This is a genomic window from Streptomyces sp. NPDC003284 (assembly GCF_053589675.1).
This window is the reverse complement of the sequence record NZ_JBSFSI010000005.1, coordinates 51,526-73,421: the sequence shown is the minus strand read 5'-3', so window position 1 is coordinate 73,421 and position 21,896 is coordinate 51,526. Positions and strand designations below refer to the sequence as shown.

Annotated in this window: 21 protein-coding genes; 11 read left to right on the top strand and 10 right to left on the bottom strand. The window is 73.9% G+C overall.

The genetic code is table 11. The annotated features are described in order from the left end of the window. The first annotated feature begins 331 nt into the window (after window positions 1-331). From ACWDYF_RS12715 to ACWDYF_RS12705, 3 genes are all read left to right on the top strand, one after another. The gene (locus ACWDYF_RS12715) at window positions 332-1,510 is read left to right on the top strand and encodes an RCC1 domain-containing protein (RefSeq protein ID WP_389462914.1); all 1,179 of its coding nucleotides are present in this window, start codon (window positions 332-334) and stop codon (window positions 1,508-1,510) included. 192 nt (window positions 1,511-1,702) lie between these two features. Next, a complete protein-coding gene (locus ACWDYF_RS12710; protein ID WP_389462913.1) occupies window positions 1,703-2,878 on the top strand; it encodes a 4-hydroxybenzoate 3-monooxygenase in 1,176 nt (391 codons plus the stop codon). Between the two features lie 226 nt (window positions 2,879-3,104). Beyond that, entirely contained in the window at window positions 3,105-4,031 is a 927-nt protein-coding gene (locus ACWDYF_RS12705; RefSeq protein ID WP_381737673.1) for a Bax inhibitor-1/YccA family protein, read from the top strand. Between the two features lie 128 nt (window positions 4,032-4,159). Here ACWDYF_RS12705 and ACWDYF_RS12700 read toward each other — a convergent pair whose 3' ends face one another. Next, window positions 4,160-4,387: a DUF4287 domain-containing protein gene (locus ACWDYF_RS12700; RefSeq protein ID WP_018566949.1), complete on the bottom strand. Its 228-nt coding sequence runs from the start codon at window positions 4,385-4,387 to the stop codon at window positions 4,160-4,162. Window positions 4,388-4,484: 97 nt separating this feature from the next. Here ACWDYF_RS12700 and ACWDYF_RS12695 point away from each other — a divergent pair, with 97 nt between their 5' ends. Next, window positions 4,485-4,796: a hypothetical protein gene (locus ACWDYF_RS12695; RefSeq protein WP_199785690.1), complete on the top strand. Its 312-nt coding sequence runs from the start codon at window positions 4,485-4,487 to the stop codon at window positions 4,794-4,796. Between the two features lie 101 nt (window positions 4,797-4,897). Here the strand turns inward: ACWDYF_RS12695 and ACWDYF_RS12690 are convergent, their stop codons facing one another. The 3 genes from ACWDYF_RS12690 to ACWDYF_RS12680 form a co-directional block, all read right to left on the bottom strand. Continuing rightward, window positions 4,898-5,725, bottom strand: a complete 828-nt coding sequence (locus ACWDYF_RS12690; RefSeq protein WP_381737675.1) for a hypothetical protein — start codon at window positions 5,723-5,725, stop codon at window positions 4,898-4,900. A gap of 314 nt (window positions 5,726-6,039) precedes the next feature. Continuing rightward, window positions 6,040-7,260, bottom strand: a complete 1,221-nt coding sequence (locus tag ACWDYF_RS12685) for an acetyl-CoA C-acetyltransferase (RefSeq protein ID WP_381737677.1) — start codon at window positions 7,258-7,260, stop codon at window positions 6,040-6,042. 181 nt (window positions 7,261-7,441) lie between these two features. Beyond that, a complete protein-coding gene (locus ACWDYF_RS12680) occupies window positions 7,442-8,467 on the bottom strand; it encodes an SGNH/GDSL hydrolase family protein (RefSeq protein ID WP_389462912.1) in 1,026 nt (341 codons plus the stop codon). Window positions 8,468-8,622: 155 nt separating this feature from the next. Between ACWDYF_RS12680 and ACWDYF_RS12675 the strand changes: the two genes are divergently transcribed. Then, window positions 8,623-10,014 carry a cystathionine beta-synthase gene (locus ACWDYF_RS12675; protein ID WP_018566954.1) on the top strand — a complete coding sequence of 464 codons (1,392 nt, stop codon included), beginning with the start codon at window positions 8,623-8,625 and terminating at the stop codon, window positions 10,012-10,014. Between the two features lie 451 nt (window positions 10,015-10,465). Here ACWDYF_RS12675 and ACWDYF_RS12670 read toward each other — a convergent pair whose 3' ends face one another. Beyond that, the gene (locus tag ACWDYF_RS12670; protein ID WP_381737774.1) at window positions 10,466-10,885 is read right to left on the bottom strand and encodes a hypothetical protein; all 420 of its coding nucleotides are present in this window, start codon (window positions 10,883-10,885) and stop codon (window positions 10,466-10,468) included. A 361-nt stretch (window positions 10,886-11,246) separates the two neighbouring features. Here ACWDYF_RS12670 and ACWDYF_RS12665 point away from each other — a divergent pair, with 361 nt between their 5' ends. Next, window positions 11,247-12,089: a MurR/RpiR family transcriptional regulator gene (locus tag ACWDYF_RS12665; RefSeq protein ID WP_064533489.1), complete on the top strand. Its 843-nt coding sequence runs from the start codon at window positions 11,247-11,249 to the stop codon at window positions 12,087-12,089. Between the two features lie 255 nt (window positions 12,090-12,344). Then, complete coding sequence (locus ACWDYF_RS12660; protein ID WP_389463293.1) at window positions 12,345-12,866, top strand: hypothetical protein; 522 nt, start codon at window positions 12,345-12,347, stop codon at window positions 12,864-12,866. Window positions 12,867-12,899: 33 nt separating this feature from the next. Here ACWDYF_RS12660 and ACWDYF_RS12655 read toward each other — a convergent pair whose 3' ends face one another. Genes ACWDYF_RS12655 through ACWDYF_RS12640 form a run of 4 tightly spaced genes read right to left on the bottom strand, consistent with a single transcriptional unit; the run spans window position 12,900 to window position 15,103 of the window. After that, window positions 12,900-13,274 (bottom strand): roadblock/LC7 domain-containing protein, encoded by a 375-nt coding sequence (locus ACWDYF_RS12655; protein ID WP_018566958.1) that lies wholly within the window; start codon window positions 13,272-13,274, stop codon window positions 12,900-12,902. A gap of 32 nt (window positions 13,275-13,306) precedes the next feature. Beyond that, the gene (locus ACWDYF_RS12650; protein WP_037895416.1) at window positions 13,307-13,747 is read right to left on the bottom strand and encodes a roadblock/LC7 domain-containing protein; all 441 of its coding nucleotides are present in this window, start codon (window positions 13,745-13,747) and stop codon (window positions 13,307-13,309) included. A gap of 13 nt (window positions 13,748-13,760) precedes the next feature. After that, window positions 13,761-14,678 carry a hypothetical protein gene (locus tag ACWDYF_RS12645; protein WP_389462911.1) on the bottom strand — a complete coding sequence of 306 codons (918 nt, stop codon included), beginning with the start codon at window positions 14,676-14,678 and terminating at the stop codon, window positions 13,761-13,763. Continuing rightward, window positions 14,675-15,103: a hypothetical protein gene (locus tag ACWDYF_RS12640; RefSeq protein ID WP_389462910.1), complete on the bottom strand. Its 429-nt coding sequence runs from the start codon at window positions 15,101-15,103 to the stop codon at window positions 14,675-14,677. Before ACWDYF_RS12640 ends, ACWDYF_RS12645 begins: the two co-directional genes overlap by 4 nt. A 285-nt stretch (window positions 15,104-15,388) precedes the next feature. Between ACWDYF_RS12640 and hutU the strand changes: the two genes are divergently transcribed. Genes hutU through hutI form a run of 4 tightly spaced genes read left to right on the top strand, consistent with a single transcriptional unit; the run spans window position 15,389 to window position 20,800 of the window. Then, on the top strand, window positions 15,389-17,053 hold the full coding sequence (gene hutU, locus ACWDYF_RS12635) for a urocanate hydratase (RefSeq protein WP_381737686.1): 1,665 nt from the start codon (window positions 15,389-15,391) through the stop codon (window positions 17,051-17,053). After that, entirely contained in the window at window positions 17,050-18,267 is a 1,218-nt protein-coding gene (locus ACWDYF_RS12630; RefSeq protein WP_389462909.1) for an allantoate amidohydrolase, read from the top strand. Before hutU ends, ACWDYF_RS12630 begins: the two co-directional genes overlap by 4 nt. Continuing rightward, window positions 18,264-19,598, top strand: a complete 1,335-nt coding sequence (locus ACWDYF_RS12625; protein WP_026252392.1) for a formimidoylglutamate deiminase — start codon at window positions 18,264-18,266, stop codon at window positions 19,596-19,598. The genes ACWDYF_RS12630 and ACWDYF_RS12625 overlap by 4 nt, the downstream gene beginning before the upstream one ends. 26 nt (window positions 19,599-19,624) lie before the next feature. Next, window positions 19,625-20,800 (top strand): imidazolonepropionase, encoded by a 1,176-nt coding sequence (gene hutI / locus ACWDYF_RS12620; RefSeq protein ID WP_018566965.1) that lies wholly within the window; start codon window positions 19,625-19,627, stop codon window positions 20,798-20,800. A gap of 78 nt (window positions 20,801-20,878) precedes the next feature. Here hutI and ACWDYF_RS12615 read toward each other — a convergent pair whose 3' ends face one another. After that, window positions 20,879-21,775: an RNA polymerase sigma factor SigF gene (locus tag ACWDYF_RS12615; protein WP_018566966.1), complete on the bottom strand. Its 897-nt coding sequence runs from the start codon at window positions 21,773-21,775 to the stop codon at window positions 20,879-20,881. Window positions 21,776-21,896: the final 121 nt, after the last annotated feature.

Sequence of the window (21,896 nt, the reverse complement as noted above, 5' to 3'; positions counted from 1 at the left end):
ATCGGGGCCGCTCTCGGGGCCCGCTTCGGCCGCACCCGCCCCGGGCCGGAACGCCCCCGTACCGGCGCGGGGCGGGAGCGTTCCGGCGGCGGACACTGACGGGCTGCTGACGGGCTCCCGCCCCGGCTTCTGAGTCGCCGTACTCAGACCGGCCCCGGCGCACCCCCGCGCACCTGCTCAGCCCCGCCTGGGCACCGGGCCGGTGCGGATGAGCGGGCGTACGGCTGCCGCCCGGCAGGCCGGGGGCGGCACCGTGGGCACAGGGGCGAGCGGTCGCCCCCGGCCCGCACGCCATGCGCCGTGCGGGCCAGGAACCAGACAGGAGCGTCCCATGGCTGCCACGTCCTGGCTGCGTGTGCTCGTCGCCGGTGCCGCCGTCCTCGCGCTGGCCGGGTGCAGCAAGGCGGACCGCGCGGTGCTCGGCGCGCCGGGCTGCCCGGAAGGACCGGCCGCGCGCCCGGCACCGGCACCGGCGCGGGCCGGGACCGTGTGGACCTGGGCGCCGCACTTCCAGGCACCCGAGGGCACCCCCGCCCGCCGGGCGGTGCCCGGCTGGAGCGACGTCGTCTCGGTCGCGGACAGCGGATACACCACCGTGGCCGTCCGGGCGGACGGGACCGTCTGGTCCTACGGCGTCAACGTCGAGGGCTCCCTGGGGCACGGCACGCGCGAACGCGTGTACGAGGCGACGCCCCGGCAGGTCACCGGGATCGGCCCGGCGCGGGCCGTCTACAACAGCGGCTCGACGTTCTACGCCGTCCAGCGCGACGGCCGGGTCCTGGGCTGGGGTGCCGACCGGTTCCTGGTGGAGGCCGGGCGGCGGCGCGGCCACGACGGGGTGAGCGTCCCGCAGCCGGTCCCCGGTGTGAAGGGGGTGGTCGCGATGGGCCCGGGGCTGCTCAACTCCTTCGCCCTGCGCGGCGACGGCCGGGTCCTGGGCTGGGGCGTCAACCTGACCGACGTGCTCGGTGACACGGACGGCACCCGCCTCACGGCCGTGCGCGGTGTCTCCGGCGCCGTCGGCGTCGCCTCGGCGGGCGAGGCCGTGGTCGCGGTGAAGGCGGACGGCCGGGTCTGCGCCTGGGGGAACAACGCGCACGGCCTGCTGGGCGTCGAGCCGCGCGGCGGCCAGAGCGGGCGGCCGGTGCGGGTGCCGGTCGTGCGCGGGGCGGTGCAGGTGGCGGGCGGGGAGAACGTGGCGTACGCCCTGGACCGCGACGGCGCGGTGTGGGCGTGGGGCCGGGGCGCGAGCGGCTCACTGGGCGACGGCGACACCTCCGACCACGTCTCCGCGCGGCCGGTCCGGGTGGCCGGCCTGCCCCGGATCAGCCGGATCGCCGCGTACCAGTTCACCGGGTACGCCATCGACACCGAGGGCGGGCTGTGGGGCTGGGGCTCCGGCCTGGCGCTCGCCCCGAACGCCCCGGGCGGCACCGCCGTGCCGGTGCGCGTCCCGCTGCCCGGCCCCGCCGTGGACGTGTCCGGCCGGCACGTGATCGTCGCCCGGTGAGCGCCGTCCGGTGACGGCGACGCTCACCGGGAGAGCCGTCCGCGCCCGCCCCGGGGCCATTGACATCGCCTCGGGGCGGGCGGAAACTCGGTCCCGCATCGGTGAAGAAAACTTCACCAGGCGAACACACGCGCCCGTCGGGGGCACGAGGACCCGCCCCGCGGCAACGACGCTCACCCGAGAGGACGACCGATGCGCACCACCGTCGGCATCATCGGAGCCGGTCCGGCCGGTCTCCTCCTGGCCCGGCTGCTCCACAACGCCGGGATCGACTCGGTCGTCCTGGAGAGCCGCGACCGCGCCTACGTCGAGCAGCGCCAGCGCGCCGGGATCCTGGAGCAGGGCACCGCCGACGTGCTGCGCGCCGCCGGGGCCGGGGAGCGGATGGACCGCGAGGGGCTGCGGCACGACGGCATCGAGCTGCGGTTCGCCGGACGCCGCCACCGCGTCGACCTCCCGGCGCTGACCGGCGGGAAGTCCGTGCTCGTGTACGCGCAGACGGAGGTCTGCAAGGATCTCGTCGCGCTCCGGCTGAAGGACGGCGGCCCGCTGCTGTTCGAGGCGGAGGCGCTGGCCGTGGAGGGGGCCGAGGGCGACCGTCCCTCCGTACGGTTCCGGCACGAGGGCCGCGAGTCCGTCCTGGAGTGCGACCACGTCGTCGGCTGCGACGGCTTCTGGGGGGTGGCGCGCCGGGCCGTGCCCGCCGCGCTCTCCCAGGTGTTCGAACGGACGTACCCCTTCGCCTGGCTCGGTGTCCTCGCCGACGTCGCCCCCTCGCACGACGAGCTGGTCTACGCCCGCCACGAGCGCGGCTTCGCCCTGCTGTCCATGCGCTCGCCCGCCGTCTCCCGCCTCTACCTCCAGGTGCCCGCGGACACCGACCCGGCCGCCTGGCCGGACGAGCGGATCTGGGACGAGCTGGACCGCCGGCTGGAGACCCCCGGCGGGCGGCGCCTGGAGCGCGGGCCGATCACGCAGAAGTCGGTGACCCCGATGCGGTCCTACGTCCACGAGCCGATGCGCCACGGCCGCCTCTTCCTGGCCGGTGACGCCGCCCACATCGTCCCGCCCACCGGCGCCAAGGGGCTCAACCTCGCCGTCGGCGACGTCGTCACCCTCGCACGGGCGCTGGTCCACCGGCGCGACACCGGCTCCGACGAACTGCTGGACGCCTACTCGGCCACCTGTCTGCGGCGCGTCTGGCAGGCCGAGCGCTTCAGCTACGACATGACGACGATGCTGCACCGCTCGCCGGAGGCCGACGGCTTCGAGGAGCGGCTGCACCTGGCCCGGCTCGACCGGATCGCCACCTGCCGGTCCGCCGGGGCGGACCTCGCCGAGGCGTACACGGGCTTCCCGGTCGGCTGACACGCGCGGGCGTCCCGGCCGCCTGAGCACCCGATGATCTCCGGCCGGTTCCGGGCAGGTCGCGGCTCGGTCAGGAAAGGCCCCGGCCATGGCCGGGAATCACCTGTCCGCGTAGCGTGTTCGTCAGCAGAAGGAGGGAAAGATCCTTCCCAGGTAGTAGGGTCGATCCTTTGCCTTTCCATTACTCTTGAGCCAAGGCCGCGACGTGCGGCCATGGAGGAGTGAGATGAGGAGCAGAAACCCGGTCTTCTCGCGACGGGGGTTCAGCCGCGACAACGGCTACGCGGGCTTCAACACCGCGCCGCAGGCCGGGGGTCCCGCAGTCGGCACGCAGGGCAACCCGTACGCGCAGGGCAATCCGTACGCCCAGCCGAGCGGCAACCCCTACGCGCAGAACCCTTACGCTCAGAACCCCTACGGCCAGCAGGACGTGCAGACCGGCACGCCGCCTCAGGCCCCGGCCGCCCCCGGCCGGATGACGATGGACGACGTCGTCGCGCGCACCGCGACCACGCTCGGTGTGCTGGTCGTCACGGCCGCCCTCGCCTGGGCGCTGCTGCCGGTCGACGACGCGCACCTCAGCCGTTCCTACGGCATCGGGATCGGCGCCGCGCTGATCGCGATGGTGCTCGGCTTCGTCCAGTCCTTCAAGCGCACGGCCTCGCCCGCGCTGATCCTGAGCTACGCCGCCTTCGAGGGCGTCTTCCTCGGGATGTTCTCCAGCGTCGTCGACAACCGCATCGCCAGCGGCGCGGCCATGCAGGCCGTGCTCGGCACGATGGCGGTCTTCGTCGCCGTCCTGGTCGCCTACAAGGCGGGCTGGATCCGCGTCAACCGGCGCTTCTACGGCTTCGTGATGGCCGCCGCGCTCGGCTTCGTGCTGCTGATGGTGGTGAACACGCTGTTCGCCGTGTTCGGCGGCGGTGACGGCCTCGGCTTCCGCAGCGGCGGCCTGGGCATCGTCTTCGGCATCATCGGCGTGCTGCTCGGCGCCTGCTTCCTCGCCCTGGACTTCAAGCAGGTCGAGGACGGTGTCGCCTACGGCGCCCCGCGCGAGGAGGCCTGGCTCGCCGCCTTCGGCCTCACGCTGACGCTGGTGTGGATCTACCTGGAGTTCCTGCGGCTCATCGCGATCCTCAACAGCAACGACTAGCGGTAGCGGCGACGGTCGGCGGTCACCGCACCGCTCCGCGATACGCCCGCACACGCAAGGGCCCCGGCTCCGGCCGGGGCCCTTGCGTGTGCGGCGGCACCTCGGGGCCGGTGCGGCCGGTGCGGCGGCTAGAGCAGCCTGCGCGCGGCCCGGCGCAGGTCGTACTCGTGGATGATCGCCTTCGCGTGCCCGTACGCGAGGTTGTGTTCCTGCCGGAGCCAGCTGAGCCGCTCCTCGAAGCAGAGCGCGGGGCCTTCGTCGACGGTGCGCAGCCAGTCGGCGAGCTCACGGCCGGTGCACTGGGGGATGCGGGCGAGCAGGTTGCGGTGGGTCTCTTCGGAGAAGACTTGGGACATCGGCGCCTCCGGACGCTGTGAAGCCGGTCCTTCACGTCACCGTGCCTGAGCGTCGGCGCGTTGGCAACAGTCCGGGGACGACGCGTAGTCTCGCGGCGTGGTTGACACGACATCTCTGACCCGGGCAGTGGATCACTTCGCCGACCGTCTGAGGGCGGCGCCGCAGAGCCGGCTGCAACGGGCGGGCGCCACCGAGGCGCTGGGGCTGGCCCGGGAGCTGTCCCGGCGGGCGCAGTTGCTGGAGGATCCCGCGGCGGAACCGCGCGAGATGCCCGACGCCGGGATGTTCGCCGCCGCGGACCAGATCACCGTCGCCGGACACGACCTGGCGCTGGTCCTCACCACCGACGCCGAGGTCGCCGAGGCGGTACGGCTGGTGGAGGAGGCGCAGAAACGCGCGGGCGTGTGAGCGCCCGCGCGCGGGAAACGGTCCGTACGCCGGGCCGGGCCGGTCGACGGGCCTGAGCGGGCCCGGACCGGAGAGCCGGGGCGTGTGCCCGGACCGGAGGGTCAGAGCGAGGCGATGACGCGGTCCGCCAGGATGTACACGTTCTCCTCGCCGCAGGCGAAGGTCAGGGTGTAGGCGCCGGACACGCCCGAACCGCCCAGCAGCACCGGGGTCTCGCCCGCGTGCAGGGCCGCGGCCAGCCGTTCGGCGGTCTCGCGGTGGCCGGGGGTCATGCACAGGGTCGTGCCGTCGGAGAAGACGTAGACGTCGAGGGTGCCCAGCGGGCCGGGCCGCACATCGGCCAGCGCCACCCGGGCGTCGGCCAGTTCCTCCAGCGTGGCGACGGTGCGCTCGTGGTCGCCCACGACCGGGGACGGGTGCGGGGTGAAGTCCGGGTGCGAGGGGTGGCGGCGGCGGGCCGCGGCCAGTTCGGGGGAGTCTGCGGCGGTGCCGCCCGCGGTGTCCTTGCCGGGCAGACCGGAGAACTCGTCGGCCTCGGCGCCGGACTCGGTCACCGGCTCCAGGTGTTCGAGACCGGCCAGATCGGCCTGGCGCGGCAGGAACAGCTCGCTGTCGGGCAGTCCGAGCAGGGAGGGCGTGTCGGCCGCGTCCCGGGCCTCCTGGGCGGCCCAGAAGGCGCGCGCCTCGGCCAGTTCGCGCTCCCGCTCCTCGGCGAGTGCCTGCACGACGGCGGTGCGTATCTGCTCGGCGTCCGCGTGGCCGCGGGCGGCGGGCAGCAGGGCGCGCGCGGTGGCGGCGTGGTTCTCGGCGAGCTGCCGCTCCAGAGCCGTGACCTGGCGGCGCAGGGTGAAGAGGGTGCGCAGGACGGCGACGCCCACGGCGCCGGTGGCGGCCGTGGTGAGCAGCAGGGCGATGGGCATGGCGCTCACTGACGTACTCCCGGGTTCAAGGTCGACCCCCGACTTCCTACATCAGCTTGAAGGGTGGACTATCAAGCTGTCAGTGCGTAACGTCACGAAACGGACAGGAATGTGGCGTGAGAGGTGCTTGTGCCCCCTGTGGAGCTATCGCTGACCTGCGGAGATCTCCTCCCCGAGGGAGATAGGTCACACTCTGGGGGAGATTGGATCACAGAACGGCCCGGAATCCAGGGGTTTTCCGGATTCCGGGCCGCTCGTTCACGCTGGGTGCCACGCCGGGCACTGACGGTGTCTCAACTGGTGGTGCGCACGGGGCGCGAGGGTCAGCTGAGGCGTTCGACGACCATCGCCATGCCCTGGCCGCCGCCCACGCACATCGTCTCCAGGCCGAACTGCTTGTCGTGGAACTGGAGCGAGTTGATCAGCGTGCCGGTGATGCGCGCGCCGGTCATGCCGAAGGGGTGGCCGACCGCGATGGCGCCGCCGTTGACGTTCAGCCGGTCCAGGTCGATGCCGAGGTCGCGGTAGGAGGGGATCACCTGGGCGGCGAACGCCTCGTTGATCTCCACCAGGTCGATGTCGCCGACGGTGAGACCGGCCCGGCTCAGCGCCTGCTTGCTCGCCTCCACCGGACCCAGGCCCATGATCTCCGGGGACAGGGCGGACACCCCGGTGGAGACGATCCGGGCGAGCGGGGTCAGGCCCAGCTCGCGGGCCTTGGTGTCGGACATGATGACCAGCGCGGCGGCGCCGTCGTTGAGCGGGCAGCAGTTGCCCGCGGTGACCAGGCCGTCGGGGCGGAAGACCGGCTTGAGGCCGGACACGCCCTCCATGGTGACCCCGGCGCGCGGGCCGTCGTCCTTGCCGACGACGGTGCCGTCGGGCAGCGTCACCGGCGTGATCTCCCGCTCCCAGAAGCCGTTCTTGAGGGCCTCCTCGGCGAGGTTCTGCGAGCGCACGCCGAACTCGTCCATGTCCTGGCGGGTGACGCCCTTGGCGCGGGCCAGGTTCTCGGCGGTCTGGCCCATCGCGATGTAGGCGTCCGGGAGCAGGCCGTCCTCGCGCGGGTCGTGCCAGGTGGAGCCCTCGGACTCCGCCACGGCGGCGGTACGGGCCTCGGCCTCGGCGAAGAGCGGGTTGTGCGTGTCCGGCAGGCCGTCGGAGCTGCCCTTGCCGAAGCGGGAGACCATCTCGACACCGGCCGAGACGAAGACGTCGCCCTCGCCCGCCTTGATGGCGTGCAGTGCCATCCGGGAGGTCTGGAGCGAGGAGGAGCAGTAGCGGGTGATCGTGCAGCCCGGCAGGTGGTCCATGCCCATCTGCACGGCGACGATCCGGCCGAGGTTGTGGCCCTGCTCGCCGCCCGGGAGCCCGCAGCCGAGCATCAGGTCGTCGATGTCCCGCGGGTCCAGCTCGGGGATCTTGGCCAGTGCCGCCCGGACGATCGTCGCGGTCAGGTCGTCGGGGCGCAGGTCCTTGAGGGACCCCTTGCCGGCGCGGCCGATGGGGGAGCGGGCGGTCGAGACGATGACGGCTTCGGGCATCACGGCTCCACGAGGGGGAGGGCGGGCAGGGCTGGATGGGAAGTTACCGGTCCGTATGGTCCGGGTCACGGGGATCGCGGTGTGACCCTGGCCGCAGTTTTCTAAGCGCTTGCTTGGCCTGCCGGGACGGGCCGCCACCGGGCCGCCGCCGGGCGCCGCCCCGGGCCGCCGCCGGGCGGTGTCAGGGCGACGGGGTGATCTGGTGCGGCTGCGGCTCCGGCACCCGCCGCCTGCGGCGCCGCTTGAGCAGCACCCACGGGCCGCGCGGCCCGGTCGGCATCGCCGCCGTGACCTCCGTACCGGCCTCGGACGCCGCCTGCGCCGCCGCCCGCGCCACCGGCAGGAAGCCCTCGCGCCGCGACACGTCCGGCCGCTCCTCCTCCGCCGGCCACAGGCCCAGCGCCGCGCACACCGTCGGCAGCACCGCCATCGCCGCCGTCGCGTACCCCTCGGCGGACGGGTGGTAGTTGTCGGGACCGAACAGCTCGCGCGGGTTGGCCGCGAACTCCGGCCCCAGCAGATCGCCCAGGGACACCGTGCGGCCCCCCTGCTCCACCACCCCGATCGTCTGCGCCGCCGCGAGCTGCCGGGAGGCGCGCCGGGCCAGCCACCGCAGCGGCTGCTGCACCGGCTCGATCGTGCCCAGGTCGGGGCAGGTGCCCACCACCACCTCGGCACCGGCCGTCCGCAGCAGCCGCACCGCCGCCGACAGATGGCGCACCGAGCGCGTCGGCGGCATCCGGTGGGTCACGTCGTTGGCGCCGATCATGATCACGCAGACGTCGGGGACCTGGTCCGGCCCGGCCAGGACCAGCGCCGCCTGCCGGTCCAGATCGTCCGAGCGGGCGCCGGGCGCCGCCACGTTGCGCAGCCGTACCGGACGCTCGGCGACCGCGGCGAGCCCGGACGCCAGCAGCGCGCCCGGCGTCTGGCCCGCCCGGTGCACGCCCTGCCCCGCCGCCGTGGAGTCCCCGGCCATGACCAGCAGCAGCGGCTCCTGGCCGGGCGCCTCGTACTCCCGGCCGTACAGCCCGGCCGCGGCCGGTACGTGATGGTCCGTGCCATTGGCCACCTGGCGCCTGGCCAGCTGCGCCTCGGCCACCAGCAGCCCGAGCGCGGCGGCGCCGGCCAGTCCGAGCCCCCCGCCGCCGTACGCCGCGCCGGCCGCGATCCGCCGGGCCACCCGCGCCCTCGACATGCTCGTCATGCCGCCGCCACCTCCCGCATAGCCGTCCACCCAGTCCTTGCCCCGTACCGACCGTCGCCCAATCGCGACGGGGAGTGAACGCCCGTCGCGGGCGGTCCCCGGGCCTTAGGCTGGCGGCACACCCCGACCCATCTGTGCAGCGACCGGAGACAACGGTGCAATTCCACGACTCGATGATCAGCCTCGTCGGCAACACCCCGCTGGTACGGCTCAACAGCGTCACCAAGGGCATCAAGGCGACCGTCCTGGCCAAGGTCGAGTACTTCAACCCGGGCGGCTCGGTGAAGGACCGCATCGCGCTGCGCATGATCGAGGCCGCCGAGCGCAGCGGAGAGCTGCGGCCCGGTGGCACCATCGTCGAGCCGACCAGCGGGAACACCGGGGTGGGCCTCGCGATCGTGGCCCAGCAGAAGGGCTACAAGTGCATCTTCGTCTGCCCGGACAAGGTCTCCACCGACAAGATCAACGTGCTGCGCGCGTACGGGGCGGAGGTGGTGGTGTGCCCCACCGCCGTGGCACCGGAGCACCCGGACTCCTACTACAACGTCTCCGACCGCCTCGTCCGTGAGACCCCCGGCGCCTGGAAGCCCGACCAGTACTCCAACCCGAACAACCCGCTCTCGCACTATCACTCCACCGGCCCCGAGCTGTGGGAGCAGACCGAGGGCCGGATCACCCACTTCGTGGCGGGCGTCGGCACCGGCGGCACCATCTCCGGCACCGGCCGCTATCTGAAGGACGCCAGCGACGGCCGGGTCAAGGTCGTCGGCGCCGACCCCGAGGGCTCCGTCTACTCCGGCGGCTCCGGGCGGCCGTACCTGGTCGAGGGCGTCGGTGAGGACTTCTGGCCCACCGCCTACGACCGGGACGTCGCCGACGAGATCGTCGCCGTCTCCGACAAGGACTCCTTTCAGATGACCCGCCGCCTCGCCAAGGAGGAGGGCCTGCTCGTCGGCGGCTCCTGCGGCATGGCGGTCGTCGCGGCCCTGGAGGTGGCCGAGCGGCTCGGCCCGGACGACGTCGTCGTGGTGCTGCTGCCGGACAGCGGGCGCGGGTACCTCTCGAAGATCTTCAACGACGAGTGGATGGCCGACTACGGCTTCCTGGAGGACGAGGGCCCCAGCGCCCGCGTCGGCGACGTGCTGGAGGACAAGGCGGGCGGCTCCATCCCCTCGCTCGTCCACATGCACCCGGACGAGACCGTCGGCGAGGCCATCGAGGTGCTGCGCGAGTACGGCGTCTCGCAGATGCCCGTCGTGAAGCCGGGCGCGGGCCACCCCGACGTCATGGCCGCCGAGGTGGTCGGCTCCGTGGTCGAACGGGAGCTGCTGGACGCGCTGTTCACCAAGCGGGCCTCGCTGGAGGACCCGCTGGAGAAGCACCTGTGCGCCCCGCTGCCGCAGGTCGGCTCCGGTGAGCCGGTGGCCGACCTCATGACCGTGCTCGGCACCGCCGACGCGGCCATCGTCCTGGTGGAGGGCAAGCCGACCGGCGTGGTCAGCCGCCAGGACCTGCTCGCCTTCCTGGCCAAGGGCGGCAAGCAGTAGCGCCCGGCCGCCGCCCGGTGTCCGCCGGGCGCCGCGGGAACACGCGGTGACCTGCGGCCGAGCACCTGTCGTACAAGTGGTACGCGCGCGTCACGTGCCCGCAGCACCCGCTTAACACGCGTCCGCCACAGTGGTGGTCGTCGGCAGGGAGGCGGAGCCCCCCGGGATTCACGCCCCGGACCTCTCCTCCTGGCCGGCGCCCGAGCGGCGTCAAGGACAACCGGAGCGGCTCCCGGACCTCCATGGACGCCCAGGACGCAGGGCCCGGCCTGACCCGGCCCGCGTCCCTCGCGGGGACCGCCGTCGTCCCGCCCCCCAGTGCTGGGGGTGCGGCGGTCCCCGCGCACCCCTCCTTCGCCGTACGTCCCGCTTCGTACGTCCCTTACGTCCCTTGCGCCCCTTGCCGGGAGCCGAGGGCTCTGCTTGGCGAGGGGCCCGGCCGGTCGGCCGGTCAGTCGCTCCAGTCGTCCGAGGAGGGCCTCCGCCGCCGGAACAGGTCCGGGTTGGTCCGGGCCGCCTGCACGGCGTTGACGCCGACGATCCCGGCCCAGGCGGCGATCAGGCCGGGCAGATGGGCGAGCGCGCCGCCGATCGCGGAGAGCGGCACGGCCAGCACCAGCGAGACGATCCCGAAGCCGAACCGCTCGCCGAAGGAGTCCGTGGACCGCGGCGAGCGGGCGTCGCGGGTCGCCGCCATCTGCTGCTCGGCCACATGGCGCCGCATCCGCCGCTCGACAGCGCCGTCGATGCGCTGGTCGACCTTCTCCAGGAACGAGTCGACCAGCTCCGACTCGTACTCCGTACCCAGCTCCCTGCGGGCCTGCAAGGTGGCGTCGAGTTCCTTCTTGAGGTCGGTGTCCCGCGCGTCCATTCCGCTCATGCGCACCAGGCTAGAGAGCCGCCCGCGCGCCCGCACTGGTGCTAGCCCCCCGCCCCGCCCGGGGGCCGTCCGCCGCCGGTGCCACCCGGACTGCGGCTGCGGCGGGCGCACCGACGGCGGCGGCCGTCACCTCGGCCCCGGGTGGGGGCCGGAGCGCGGGCACAGGGGTCGCGTGCACCGCGTACGGTCACGATTAGCACGCGAACGGTCGCGTTCCGTGCCGATAGGGCGACACTTGGCGGTTCCCTTGCCTCGTCTGTATGGGGTCATGCAGAGTTCTTGGTGTCTGAATAGGAACTGGTCGGGGAGTACTCTCCCGGGGCGTCGACGACTTCTGGAGGGGGAGCACGTCATGAGCGTGACCGAGAGTCCTGCCGCGCGGTTGCAGGCGCTCTTCGAAGGGCACCGGCTGACACCGACCCAGCGCCGCATCGCCCACAGCATGGTGCGGCGCGCCGCCGACGTGCCGTTCCTGTCCAGCGTCGAGCTGGCCGAACTGGCCGGGGTCAGCCAGCCGTCGGTCACCCGCTTCGCGGTCGCCCTCGGCTTCGACGGCTACCCGGCGCTGCGCCGCCATCTGCGCGAGGTCGCGCCCGCCGAGCCGGTGGCGCGCGCGGAGTCGGCCAACGAGTACCAGCAGGCCGTCGAGGCGGAGATCGAGAACCTGCGGCACCTGGCCGAGGCGCTGGCCGATCCGGGCCCGGTGCGCGAGGCCGGGCGCCTGCTCGCGGCCTCGCGCCCGCTGCCCGTCCTCGGCCTGCGCGCCGCGGCCTCCCAGGCGTACGGCTTCGCGTACTTCGCGGCCAAGGTGCACCCGGACGTACGGCTGCTCCACGAGGGCGGCTCGATGATCGAGGACCGTATCGACGGCGCCGTACGGGCCGGGGCGTCGGCGCTGCTGTGCTTCGCGCTGCCGCGCCATCCGCGGGAGGTGGTGGACACCCTCGCCCACGCCAAGGAGGCCGGGCTGGCCGTCGTCACCGTCGCCGACTCGGCGTTCGCCCCGGTCGCCCGCCACAGCGACCTGCTGCTGCCCGCCGCCGTCGGCACCGGGCTCGCCTTCGACACCGCCTGCGCGCCGATGCTGCTGGGCCGGGTGCTCCTGGAGGCCATGTGCGACGACCTGCCCGATGCGCAGGCGCGCCTGGAGGAGTTCGACGCGAAGGCGGCGGCGCGCGGCCTCTTCGAGGACTGAGAGGACTGACCCGCGGCCTCTTCGAGGACTGAACGGGCGCTCGGACGGCCCGGACGCGCTCTCAGACTCGTCTCACGAACGCTCGCTAGCCTCCCGCCGGACGGACAGGGGTGTGCCGGGAAGCGGAGGAGGCAGCACGTGGCACGCGGAACGCGCGAGGACGGTGGAGGCAACCGCGGGGGCGACCGGGGAGGCGACCGCGGAGGCAGGGGACTGGCCCGGGTGGCCGTCGTCGTACGGGCCGGGGCGGCGCCGATGTGGTGGCTCGGGGTGGTCGCGGCGGGCGCGGGGGTGCTGGTGCCGGGGCTGACCGGGCGGCGGATCGGCGTCCTCGCGGGCGCCGCGCTGTTCCTGGTGGCCGCGCCCGTCGTCGCCGGTGTCCGGCGCCGCCGCTACACGGGCCTCGCCCGCTCGGCCGCCCGCGCCGGACGGCACGACGTGCTCCAGGACCGGGCGGTCAGCGCCCGCGCCTGGCGCCGCGGGCACCGCTGGTGGCTGCTGGCGGCGTTCGCGGCGGCGCTCGGCTCCTCCTTCGCCCTGCCGGCGGCGGGCGGCATGCTCCTGGCGGGCGCCGGGGCGGGGCTGCGGCTCAAGGCCGCCTGGCTCGGGCGGCTGGAGCGGTCCGGGGACGTGCTGCTGTGGGTGCGGGTCGACTGGCTCGGCCGACGCGGCGGGTGTCCGGCGGGCAAGGCGGTCAAGGCGTACCGCAGCACCGGCATCGCGGCGGGCGACGCGGCCCCCGGAGGGTCCCGCCGCCGCACCGCCGCGCTCGTCTGATTCGCCGTCACCGCCCGCCGGGGCGGACGCGGTTCAGACCTCCAGGTCCTGTTCGATCCGCTTCAGCTGATGGCGGGCCATCGCGAGGTTGGCCCGCTTCGCGTCCAGGACCAGATAGAGGAAGAGCCCGTTCCCGCTGCGGCCGCCGAGCAGGCGGATCACGTGGTACTGGTCGCTCAGGGTGATCAGGATGTCCTCGATCTCCCCCTTGAGGCCCAGGTGTTCCATGGTGCGCAGCTTCGCCCGTACGACGTCGGTGTTGCCCGCCGCGGCGACGTTCAGGTCGAAGGTCTTGCTGCCGCCCATCGTGCCCAGCGCCATACCGCTGGTGTAGTCGACGAGCGCGACTCCGGTGGCGCCCTCGATGGAGGCGAGCGCTTCCTTCAGACAGGTCTCGGTGTTGGCCATGGCCGGTCGGTCTCCTTCGGCTTCTCTGGTTTTCAGCTTCTCTGGCTTTTTCTCGGGTGCCGGTGGTCAGGTCCGGCGGCCGGGTGCCCGCCGCCGGTGGCGCGTGGGACGTCGGTGAGTTCGCCGATGCGGGCGCCCGCCCGGCGGCCCTCCAGATGGAGGCGGCCGACGTTGACGCGGTCCTCGGCGAGCAGGGTCAGCACGGCGCCGCGGCCCGCCGCGTAGGTGGCGACGTAACCGTGGACGCCGCGCAGCAGTACCTCGCGCAGCTCGCCCCGGCCGGTCACGTCCGCCATGCGCACGGCCACGCCGAGCGCGGTCGCGGTGAGCGCCGCCAGGCCCTCCGGCTCCACGCCCGGGGTGTCGTGGGCCAGGACGAGGCCGTCGACGCTCGCGGCCAGGGCGCCGGTGAGCTGCGGCACGCGGAACCGCAACCGCCGCAGCTCCTCCAGGATCTCGGGCTCGGCCGCCATCCGGTGTCTCCTCTCAAAGGGCCTCCAGCGCATCCCTGAGCCTCTTCAGCAGCGTGATGTGGGGGTCTTCGGTGCCCTGGTCCGGCGCGGGGGGCCAGGGGTCCGCGCGTGCGGGACCGGCTCCCTGCCCTGCCCGGTCTTCGCGGTGGTACGGCGCGGGAGGGGGCGGTGCGGGGTCCCGCGCGGGCGGCGGTTCCGGTCGCGGGCGCGGGGCGAGGAGGCCCGCGGCGGCCAGGCGCCGCACGTCCACCAGGGTGTGGAACGTCTGCCGCCCCAGGTCCCGGGCCAGGTCGGCGGCGGTGCGGACGCCGTCGGCCCGGTCCAGCAGGGACTGTCGGCGGGGGGTGGGGCGCGGCGCGGCGGCGGTGGGTGTGCGCAGCAGCGGGGCGCTGTCCGGCCGGGCGTCGGGCCAGATGCGGTCCAGCAGCGCCCGGCGGCGCAGGGTCTCCCGCTCCAGGGCGTCGACCGGGACCGGGGGGAAGGGGCCGGACCGGTGGCCGGTGCCGTAGCGGAACCGGCCGGGGGTGCTGCTCGGGGCGAGGACGAAGTAGGCGGCGTCGTAGAGCGCGCTCAGGTGGCACAGATGCAGGGCGCCCTCGGCGAGGCGGCCGTCGGCCAGCAGGATCCGCGCGGCGCCGCCCTGGCCGTCGGCCCGGGAGACGGCGTCCTGCCAGATCTCGGGCCGCAGTGTGCCGTGCGTGGTGAGCAGGACGCCGAGGCCGGGGGCGAGCGGGCTCTCGGCGTACGCCACGCGGCCCTCGTCGAGGTGGAGCGTGCCGCGTTCGCGGACGAGGACGCCGGTGGCCCGTTCGGCGGCCAGCCGGGTCAGCATCGGGGAGAGGCCGGCCGGGGCGTGCTCGCCGCGGGTCCGGTCCCGCACCGGCAGCGGGGGCGGGGGCGGCGGCGGGGCGGGGGTGTCGACCGCGGTCATCCCAGCACCAGCCGCTCGGCCATCTCGCCCAGGCGTATGCGGGCCAGCGCGAGGTTGCCCTCGGCGCGGGTCAGCCACAGGTGCAGGAACACGGTGCTGTCGAAGCCGGTGTCCACGAACCGCAGCAGGTGGTAGCTGTCCCGGTTGCTGACGATCAGGTCCTCGACGGGCGGGCGTCCGTCGTCCGCGGTGCCGGTGCCGGTGCCGGTGCCGGTGGCGGTGGCGGTGGCGGTGGCGGCGAACGCGCCGTGTTCGGCGGCCAGCCGCGCCAGTTCCGCCGCCTCGGCCGCCGTGGTCTCGTGGTCGCCGCCCGGCGGCTCCCCGACCGCGCCCAGGGCGAGTCCGCTCGTCCAGTCGACCAGCGCGGCACCCCGCGCACCGGGCAGCCGCATGGCTTCCAACAGGCACTCGTCGATTCCGGGCACGCTCGTTCCCCTCCCGCCTGCGGTTTCGGCTGAGTGATGGGGACGCTACGCAGGGTGTGCGGGGGCGATGGAGGGTTCTGGCATTTTCCGGTGGAACATGCGTCCCGGGAACTAATGTGGGTCGGCTGAGCCCCCGCCCGCCCCCGCGCCGGGCCCCGGGGTGCGCTCCGCCGCCCGCCTCCGCCGCCGCGTCACCGCGGCGTATTGACTAGCTCTATTCAGCGGTCCAGGATGTGAATAGAAGCCGTAACACATCCCTCGGGAGCAACCGCCAGGAGGCAGCCCATGTCAGGACCCCGCCCTGTTCGAGCACCGCGCGGTACGGAACTGAGCGCCCTGGGATGGCAGCAGGAGGCCGCCCTGCGGATGCTCCAGAACAACCTGGACCCCGAGGTCGCCGAGCACCCCGACAAGCTCGTCGTCTACGGCGGCACCGGCAAGGCCGCCCGCGACTGGCGCTCCTTCGACGCCATGGTCCGCACGCTGCGCACCCTCAAGGCCGACGAGACCATGCTCGTCCAGTCCGGCCGGCCGGTCGGCGTCATGCAGACCCACGAGTGGGCGCCGCGCGTCCTGCTCGCCAACTCCAACCTCGTCGGCGACTGGGCCAACTGGGAGGAGTTCCGCCGCCTGGAGGCCCTCGGCCTGACCATGTACGGGCAGATGACCGCGGGCTCCTGGATCTACATCGGCACCCAGGGCATCCTCCAGGGCACCTACGAGACCTTCGCCGCCGTCGCCGCGAAGAAGTTCGACGGCACCCTCGCCGGGACCATCACCCTCACCGCCGGCCTCGGCGGCATGGGCGGCGCCCAGCCGCTGGCCGTCACCATGAACGACGGCGTCGCCCTCTGCATCGACTGCGACCCGCGCGCCATCGAACGCCGTATCGAGCACCGCTACCTCGACGTACGCGCCGACTCCCTCGACCACGCCCTCCAGCTCGCCACCGAGGCCCGCGACCAGCGCAGGCCGCTGTCCATCGGCGTCCTCGGCAACGCCGCCGAACTGGTCCCGCAGCTCCTCGCCATGGGCGCGCCCATCGACATCGTCACCGACCAGACCAGCGCCCACGACCCGCTGGCCTATCTGCCGCTCGGCGTCGACTTCGAGGACATGGCGGACGCCGCCGCCAAGGACCCGGCCGGTTTCACCACCCGCGCCCGCGAGTCCATGGCCAAGCACGTCGAGGCGATGGTCGGCTTCCAGGACGCCGGGGCCGAGGTCTTCGACTACGGCAACTCCATCCGCGGCGAGGCCCGACTGGCCGGGTACGAGCGCGCCTTCGCCTTCCCCGGCTTCGTCCCCGCCTACATCCGGCCGCTGTTCTGCGAGGGCAAGGGCCCCTTCCGCTGGGCCGCGCTGTCCGGCGAGGCGTCCGACATCGCCAAGACCGACAAGGCGATCCTCGACCTCTTCCCGGAGAACGAGTCGCTGGCCCGCTGGATCAAGCTGGCCGGTGAGCGCGTCCACTTCCAGGGGCTGCCCGCCCGTATCTGCTGGCTCGGCTACGGCGAGCGCGACAAGGCCGGCGAGCGGTTCAACGACATGGTCGCGAGCGGTGAGCTCCAGGCGCCGGTCGTCATCGGCCGCGACCACCTCGACTGCGGCTCCGTCGCCTCCCCGTACCGCGAGACCGAGGCCATGCTCGACGGCTCCGACGCCATCGCCGACTGGCCGCTGCTGAACGCCATGGTGAACGTCGCCTCCGGCGCCTCCTGGGTCTCCCTGCACCACGGCGGCGGCGTCGGCATGGGCCGCTCCCTCCACGCCGGGCAGGTGACCGTCGCCGACGGCACCGCGCTGGCGGGCGAGAAGATCCGCCGGGTGCTCACCAACGACCCCGGGATGGGCGTCATCCGGCATGTGGACGCCGGGTACGACATCGCCGAGTCGGTGGCCGGCGAGCGGGGCGTGCGGATCCCGATGCGCGAGGGTGACCAGGCGTGAGCTTCCACAGCATGTGGGCGGAGCTGCTGCCGGTCGGCCGCAGCTCCGCCTCCGGCGGCTACCGCCGCTACGCCTGGACCGGTGCCGACGCCGACTGCCGGGCCTGGTTCCGGCAGCAGGCCGAGGACCGCGGCCTGGCCCACGAGACCGACCGCAACGGCAACCAGTGGGCCTGGCTCGGCGACCCGGCCGCCGGGGACGCCGTCGTCACCGGCTCGCACCTGGACTCCGTACCGGACGGCGGCGCCTTCGACGGACCCCTCGGCGTGGTCTCGTCGTTCGCGGCACTGGACGAACTGCGCCGCCGGGGAGCGCGGTTCACCAGACCGCTCGCCGTCGTCAACTTCGGCGACGAGGAGGGCGCCCGGTTCGGACTCGCCTGCGTCGGATCGCGGCTGACTGCCGGGCAGCTCACCGTCGAACAGGCGCACCGGCTCACCGACGGCGACGGGACCACCCTGCCGCAGGCCATGGAGGCCGCCGGGTACGACCCGGACGCCATCGGCCCCGACCCGGAGCGCCTCGCCCGCATCGGGGCGTTCGTCGAACTCCATGTGGAGCAGGGCCGCGCCCTCGATCTCACCGGCGACGCCGTCGGCGTGGCCAGCGCGATCTGGCCGCACGGGCGATGGCGGTTCGACTTCCGCGGCGAGGCCAACCACGCGGGCACCACCCGCCTGGCCGACCGCCGCGATCCGATGCTGTCCTACGCCGAGACGGTGCTCGCCGCCCGCCGCGAGGCCGAACTCGCCGGTGCCGTCGCCACCTTCGGCAAGATCGCCGTGGAACCGAACGGGGTCAACGCGATCCCGTCCCTGGTGCGCGGCTGGCTCGACTCCCGCGCCGCCGACCAGGAGACCCTGGACACGGTGGTCGGCGGCGTCGAGAAGGCGGCCCGTGCCTACGCGGACGCCCACGGCATCGACCTCGCCGTCGTCCGGGAGTCCTTCACGCCCGTCGTGGAGTTCGACCACGCCCTGCGCGACGAACTCGGGCGCATCCTGGGCCGGGACACCGGACTGCGGGTGCCCGTGCTCGGCACCGGCGCCGGACACGACGCCGGGATCCTCTCGGGAAGCGTCCCGACCGCCATGCTGTTCGTGCGCAACCCCACCGGTGTCTCGCACTCCCCGGCCGAGTCCGCCGCCGAGGACGACTGCGCGGCCGGGGTGCGCGCACTGGCCGACGTACTGGAAGGACTGGCGTGCGCGTGACCGAGGCGACCTACTGGCTGGAGCACGCCTGGCTCGGCACCCGCGTCGAACCGGGCGTGGCGGTCGAGACGGCGGACGGACGGATCACCGCCGTGCGCACCGGCACCGCCGCCCCGCCGCCCGGCGCCGAGGTGCTGCGCGGGCTCACCCTGCCGGGCCTGGCCAACGCGCACAGCCACGCCTTCCACCGGGCGCTGCGCGGCACCGTCCAGGTCGGCTCCGGCACCTTCTGGACCTGGCGCGAGGTCATGTACTCCGTGGCCGACCGGCTGACCCCGGACACCTACCACGCGCTCGCCCGCGCGGTGTACGCCGAGATGGCCCTCGCCGGGATCACCTGCGTCGGTGAGTTCCACTACCTGCACCACGCCCCCGGCGGCGCCCGCTACACCGACCCCAACGCCATGGGCGAGGCACTGATCGCGGCCGCCGCCGAGGCGGGCATCCGGATCACCCTCCTGGACACCTGCTATCTCGCCGCGGGCTTCGGGGAGCCGCCCAACGCCCACCAGCTCCGCTTCTCCGACACCAGCGCCGAAGCCTGGGCCGAACGCTGTGCAGTTCTCAAGGAACGGGATCACGCGCGGATCGGCGCCGCCGTCCACTCCGTACGGGCGGTGCCCGCCGGGCAGTTGGCGACCGTGGCGCGGTGGGCCGAGGAGCGGCGGGCCCCGCTGCACGTGCACCTCTCGGAGCAGACCGCCGAGAACGACGCCTGCCTCGCCGCCCACGGGTGCACCCCGACCCGGCTGCTGGCCGACCACGGCGTGCTCGGCCCGCGCACCACCGGCGTGCACAACACGCACCTGACCGACGACGACATCGCGCTGCTCGGCTCCACGGGCACCGGCACCTGCATGTGCCCGACCACCGAACGGGACCTCGCGGACGGCATCGGACCGGCCGCGGCCCTCCAGCGGGCCGGTTCCCCGCTCTCCCTGGGCTCCGACAGCCACGCCGTCATCGACCTGCTCGAAGAGGCCCGCGCGATGGAGCTGGACGAACGGCTGCGGACCCGCACCCGCGGCCACTGGACGGCCGCCGCCCTGCTGCGCGCCGCCACCGCCGACGGCCACGCGGCCCTCGGCTGGGCGGAGGCCGGCCGGATCGAACCCGGCGCGCCCGCCGATCTGACCACCGTCGCGCTGGACTCCGTCAGGACAGCGGGACCCGAGCCCCGGCTGGGCGCCGAGACGGCCGTATTCGCGGCGGGCGCGGCCGACGTACGGCATACGGTCGTGGGCGGCCGGCAGGTCGTACGCGACGGCGCGCACACGCTCGTGCCGGACGTGCCGCGGGCGCTGGCCGCCGCCGTCGAAGCCCTGCGCTGACCCCCATCGCCTCCCACGAGGACACCATGAGCACCAGCACCGTCATCACCCACATCGCCACGCTGGTCACCAACGACCCCTCCCTCGGCGACAACTCCCCTCTCGGACTGATCCGGGACGCGGCGCTCGTCATCGACGGCGACCGCGTCGCGTGGACCGGTGAATCAAGCAAAGCACCCGCCACTGACAACCGCCTCGACGCCGGTGGCCGCGCGGTGCTCCCGGGCTTCGTCGACTCCCACTCCCACCTGGTCTTCGCGGGCGACCGCACCGAGGAGTTCAACGCCCGGATGTCCGGCCGGGCCTACAGCGCGGGCGGCATCCGCACCACCGTCGCCGCCACCCGCGCCGCCACCGACGCGGAACTGGAGGCCAACCTCACCCGCCACCTCGCCGAGGCCCTGCGGCAGGGCACCACCACGTTCGAGACGAAGTCCGGCTACGGCCTGACCGTCGAGGACGAGGCCCGCGCCCTGCGCGTCGCCGCCGCGCACACCGACGAGGTCACCTACCTCGGCGCCCACATCGTCTCCCCGGACTACGCCGACGACCCGGCGGCCTATGTGGCCCTGGTCACCGGCGAGATGCTGGACGCCTGCGCCCCGCACGCCCGCTGGATCGACGTCTTCTGCGAACAGGGCGCCTTCGACGGCGACCAGGCGCGCGCGATCCTCACCGCGGGCCGGGCCAGGGGCCTGCACCCGCGCATCCACGCCAACCAGCTCTCCTACGGCCCCGGGGTGCAGCTCGCCGTGGAGCTGGACGCGGCCAGCGCGGACCACTGCACGCATCTGACGGACGCGGACGTCGACGCGCTGGCGCACAGCGACACGGTCGCCACGCTGCTGCCCGGCGCCGAGTTCTCCACCCGGGCCGCGTGGCCGGACGCCCGCCGCCTGCTGGACGCGGGCGCCACGGTGGCCCTGTCCACCGACTGCAATCCGGGGTCCTCGTACACGTCCTCGGTGCCGTTCTGCGTCGCCCTGGCCGTGCGGGACATGGGCATGACGCCCGACGAGGCCGTCTGGTCGGCGACGGCGGGCGGGGCGGCGGCGCTGCGCCGCACCGACGTGGGCCGGCTCACCCCCGGCGCCCGCGCCGACCTGGTCGTCCTGGACGCCCCGAGCCATGTCCACCTGGCCTACCGGCCGGGCGTGCCGCTGGTGGACCAGGTGTGGCGCCGGGGCGTGCGCGAGGTCTGAGACACCGGGGCGTCAGGCGAGAGACAGGCGGGAAGGCCCCGGGCCGCAGGATGCCGGCCGGGCCCTCCCGCCCGGGGCTCACTCCTCGACCGTCAGCGCCTTGCGCAGCCGCACCAGCGTGCGCGACAGCAGCCGTGAGACGTGCATCTGGGAGATGCCCAGCTCCTCGCCGATCTCCGACTGGGTCATGTTGGCCACGAACCGCAGCGAGAGGATCTTCCGGTCCCGGGCGGACAGTTCGGCGATCAGCGGCTTCAGCGACTCGACGTACTCGATGCCTTCGAGGCCGTGGTCCTCGTAGCCGATGCGGTCCGCGAGGGCGCCCTCGGAGTCGTCGTCCTCGGGCTGGGCGTCCAGCGACGAGGCGGTGTACGCGTTGGAGGCCGCCATGCCCTCCACCACCTCGTCCTCGGTCAGCCCGAGGTGGCGGGCCAGCTCGCCCACCGTGGGCGCGCGGTCCAGGCGCTGGGCCAGCTCGTCGCCGGCCTTGGCCAGGTCGAGCCGCAGCTCCTGGAGCCTCCGCGGCACGCGCACGGACCACGAGGTGTCCCGGAAGAAGCGCTTGATCTCGCCGATGATGGTAGGCATCGCGAAAGTCGGGAACTCGACGCCGCGGGACAGTTCGAAGCGGTCGATCGCCTTGATCAGGCCGATGGTGCCGACCTGGATGATGTCCTCCATCGGCTCGCTGCGGGAGCGGAAGCGGGAGGCGGCGAACTTGACCAGCGCCAGGTTGAGTTCGACGAGCGTGTTGCGTACGTACGCGTACTCGTGGGTGCCTTCCTCAAGGCACTCCAGTCGCTCGAAGAGGGTCTTGGACAGGGCCCTGGCGTCGTCCGGGGCCACTTCGTCGTACGGCGGGATGTCCGGGAGGCCGGCCAGCGCGGCGAGGGGGTCCAGGTACTCCGGAGCGGGTGTCGACGTCGCCGTCTGGGTATGCGAGGCGTCGAGCCGGGGTGACATGATGTCCTCCATCGTTCTCGGCATATGGCTGCCGAAGCCAATTCGTGCACTGCGGTGTGCGGCGCCTCCAAAGCCGGCCGTGTCGGTTACGTGTCCCTACTAGCCCTACCCGCTTTCCCGAGGCGATCGCAAG

Coding starts and splice junctions, on each gene's coding strand:
- ACWDYF_RS12685 (WP_381737677.1), bottom strand. CDS start 7,260: ATGCCCGAAGCCGTCATCGTCTCGACCGCCCGCTCCCCCATCGGCCGC.
- ACWDYF_RS12660 (WP_389463293.1), top strand. CDS start 12,345: ATGTGGTGGCTCGGGGTGGTCGCGGCGGGCGCGGGGGTGCTGGTGCCG.
- ACWDYF_RS12700 (WP_018566949.1), bottom strand. CDS start 4,387: ATGTCCCAAGTCTTCTCCGAAGAGACCCACCGCAACCTGCTCGCCCGC.
- hutU (WP_381737686.1), top strand. CDS start 15,389: ATGTCAGGACCCCGCCCTGTTCGAGCACCGCGCGGTACGGAACTGAGC.
- ACWDYF_RS12650 (WP_037895416.1), bottom strand. CDS start 13,747: ATGGCGGCCGAGCCCGAGATCCTGGAGGAGCTGCGGCGGTTGCGGTTC.
- ACWDYF_RS12665 (WP_064533489.1), top strand. CDS start 11,247: ATGAGCGTGACCGAGAGTCCTGCCGCGCGGTTGCAGGCGCTCTTCGAA.
- ACWDYF_RS12680 (WP_389462912.1), bottom strand. CDS start 8,467: ATGACGAGCATGTCGAGGGCGCGGGTGGCCCGGCGGATCGCGGCCGGC.
- ACWDYF_RS12705 (WP_381737673.1), top strand. CDS start 3,105: ATGAGGAGCAGAAACCCGGTCTTCTCGCGACGGGGGTTCAGCCGCGAC.
- ACWDYF_RS12670 (WP_381737774.1), bottom strand. CDS start 10,885: ATGGACGCGCGGGACACCGACCTCAAGAAGGAACTCGACGCCACCTTG.
- ACWDYF_RS12645 (WP_389462911.1), bottom strand. CDS start 14,678: ATGACCGCGGTCGACACCCCCGCCCCGCCGCCGCCCCCGCCCCCGCTG.
- hutI (WP_018566965.1), top strand. CDS start 19,625: ATGAGCACCAGCACCGTCATCACCCACATCGCCACGCTGGTCACCAAC.
- ACWDYF_RS12655 (WP_018566958.1), bottom strand. CDS start 13,274: ATGGCCAACACCGAGACCTGTCTGAAGGAAGCGCTCGCCTCCATCGAG.
- ACWDYF_RS12615 (WP_018566966.1), bottom strand. CDS start 21,775: ATGGAGGACATCATGTCACCCCGGCTCGACGCCTCGCATACCCAGACG.
- ACWDYF_RS12715 (WP_389462914.1), top strand. CDS start 332: ATGGCTGCCACGTCCTGGCTGCGTGTGCTCGTCGCCGGTGCCGCCGTC.
- ACWDYF_RS12710 (WP_389462913.1), top strand. CDS start 1,703: ATGCGCACCACCGTCGGCATCATCGGAGCCGGTCCGGCCGGTCTCCTC.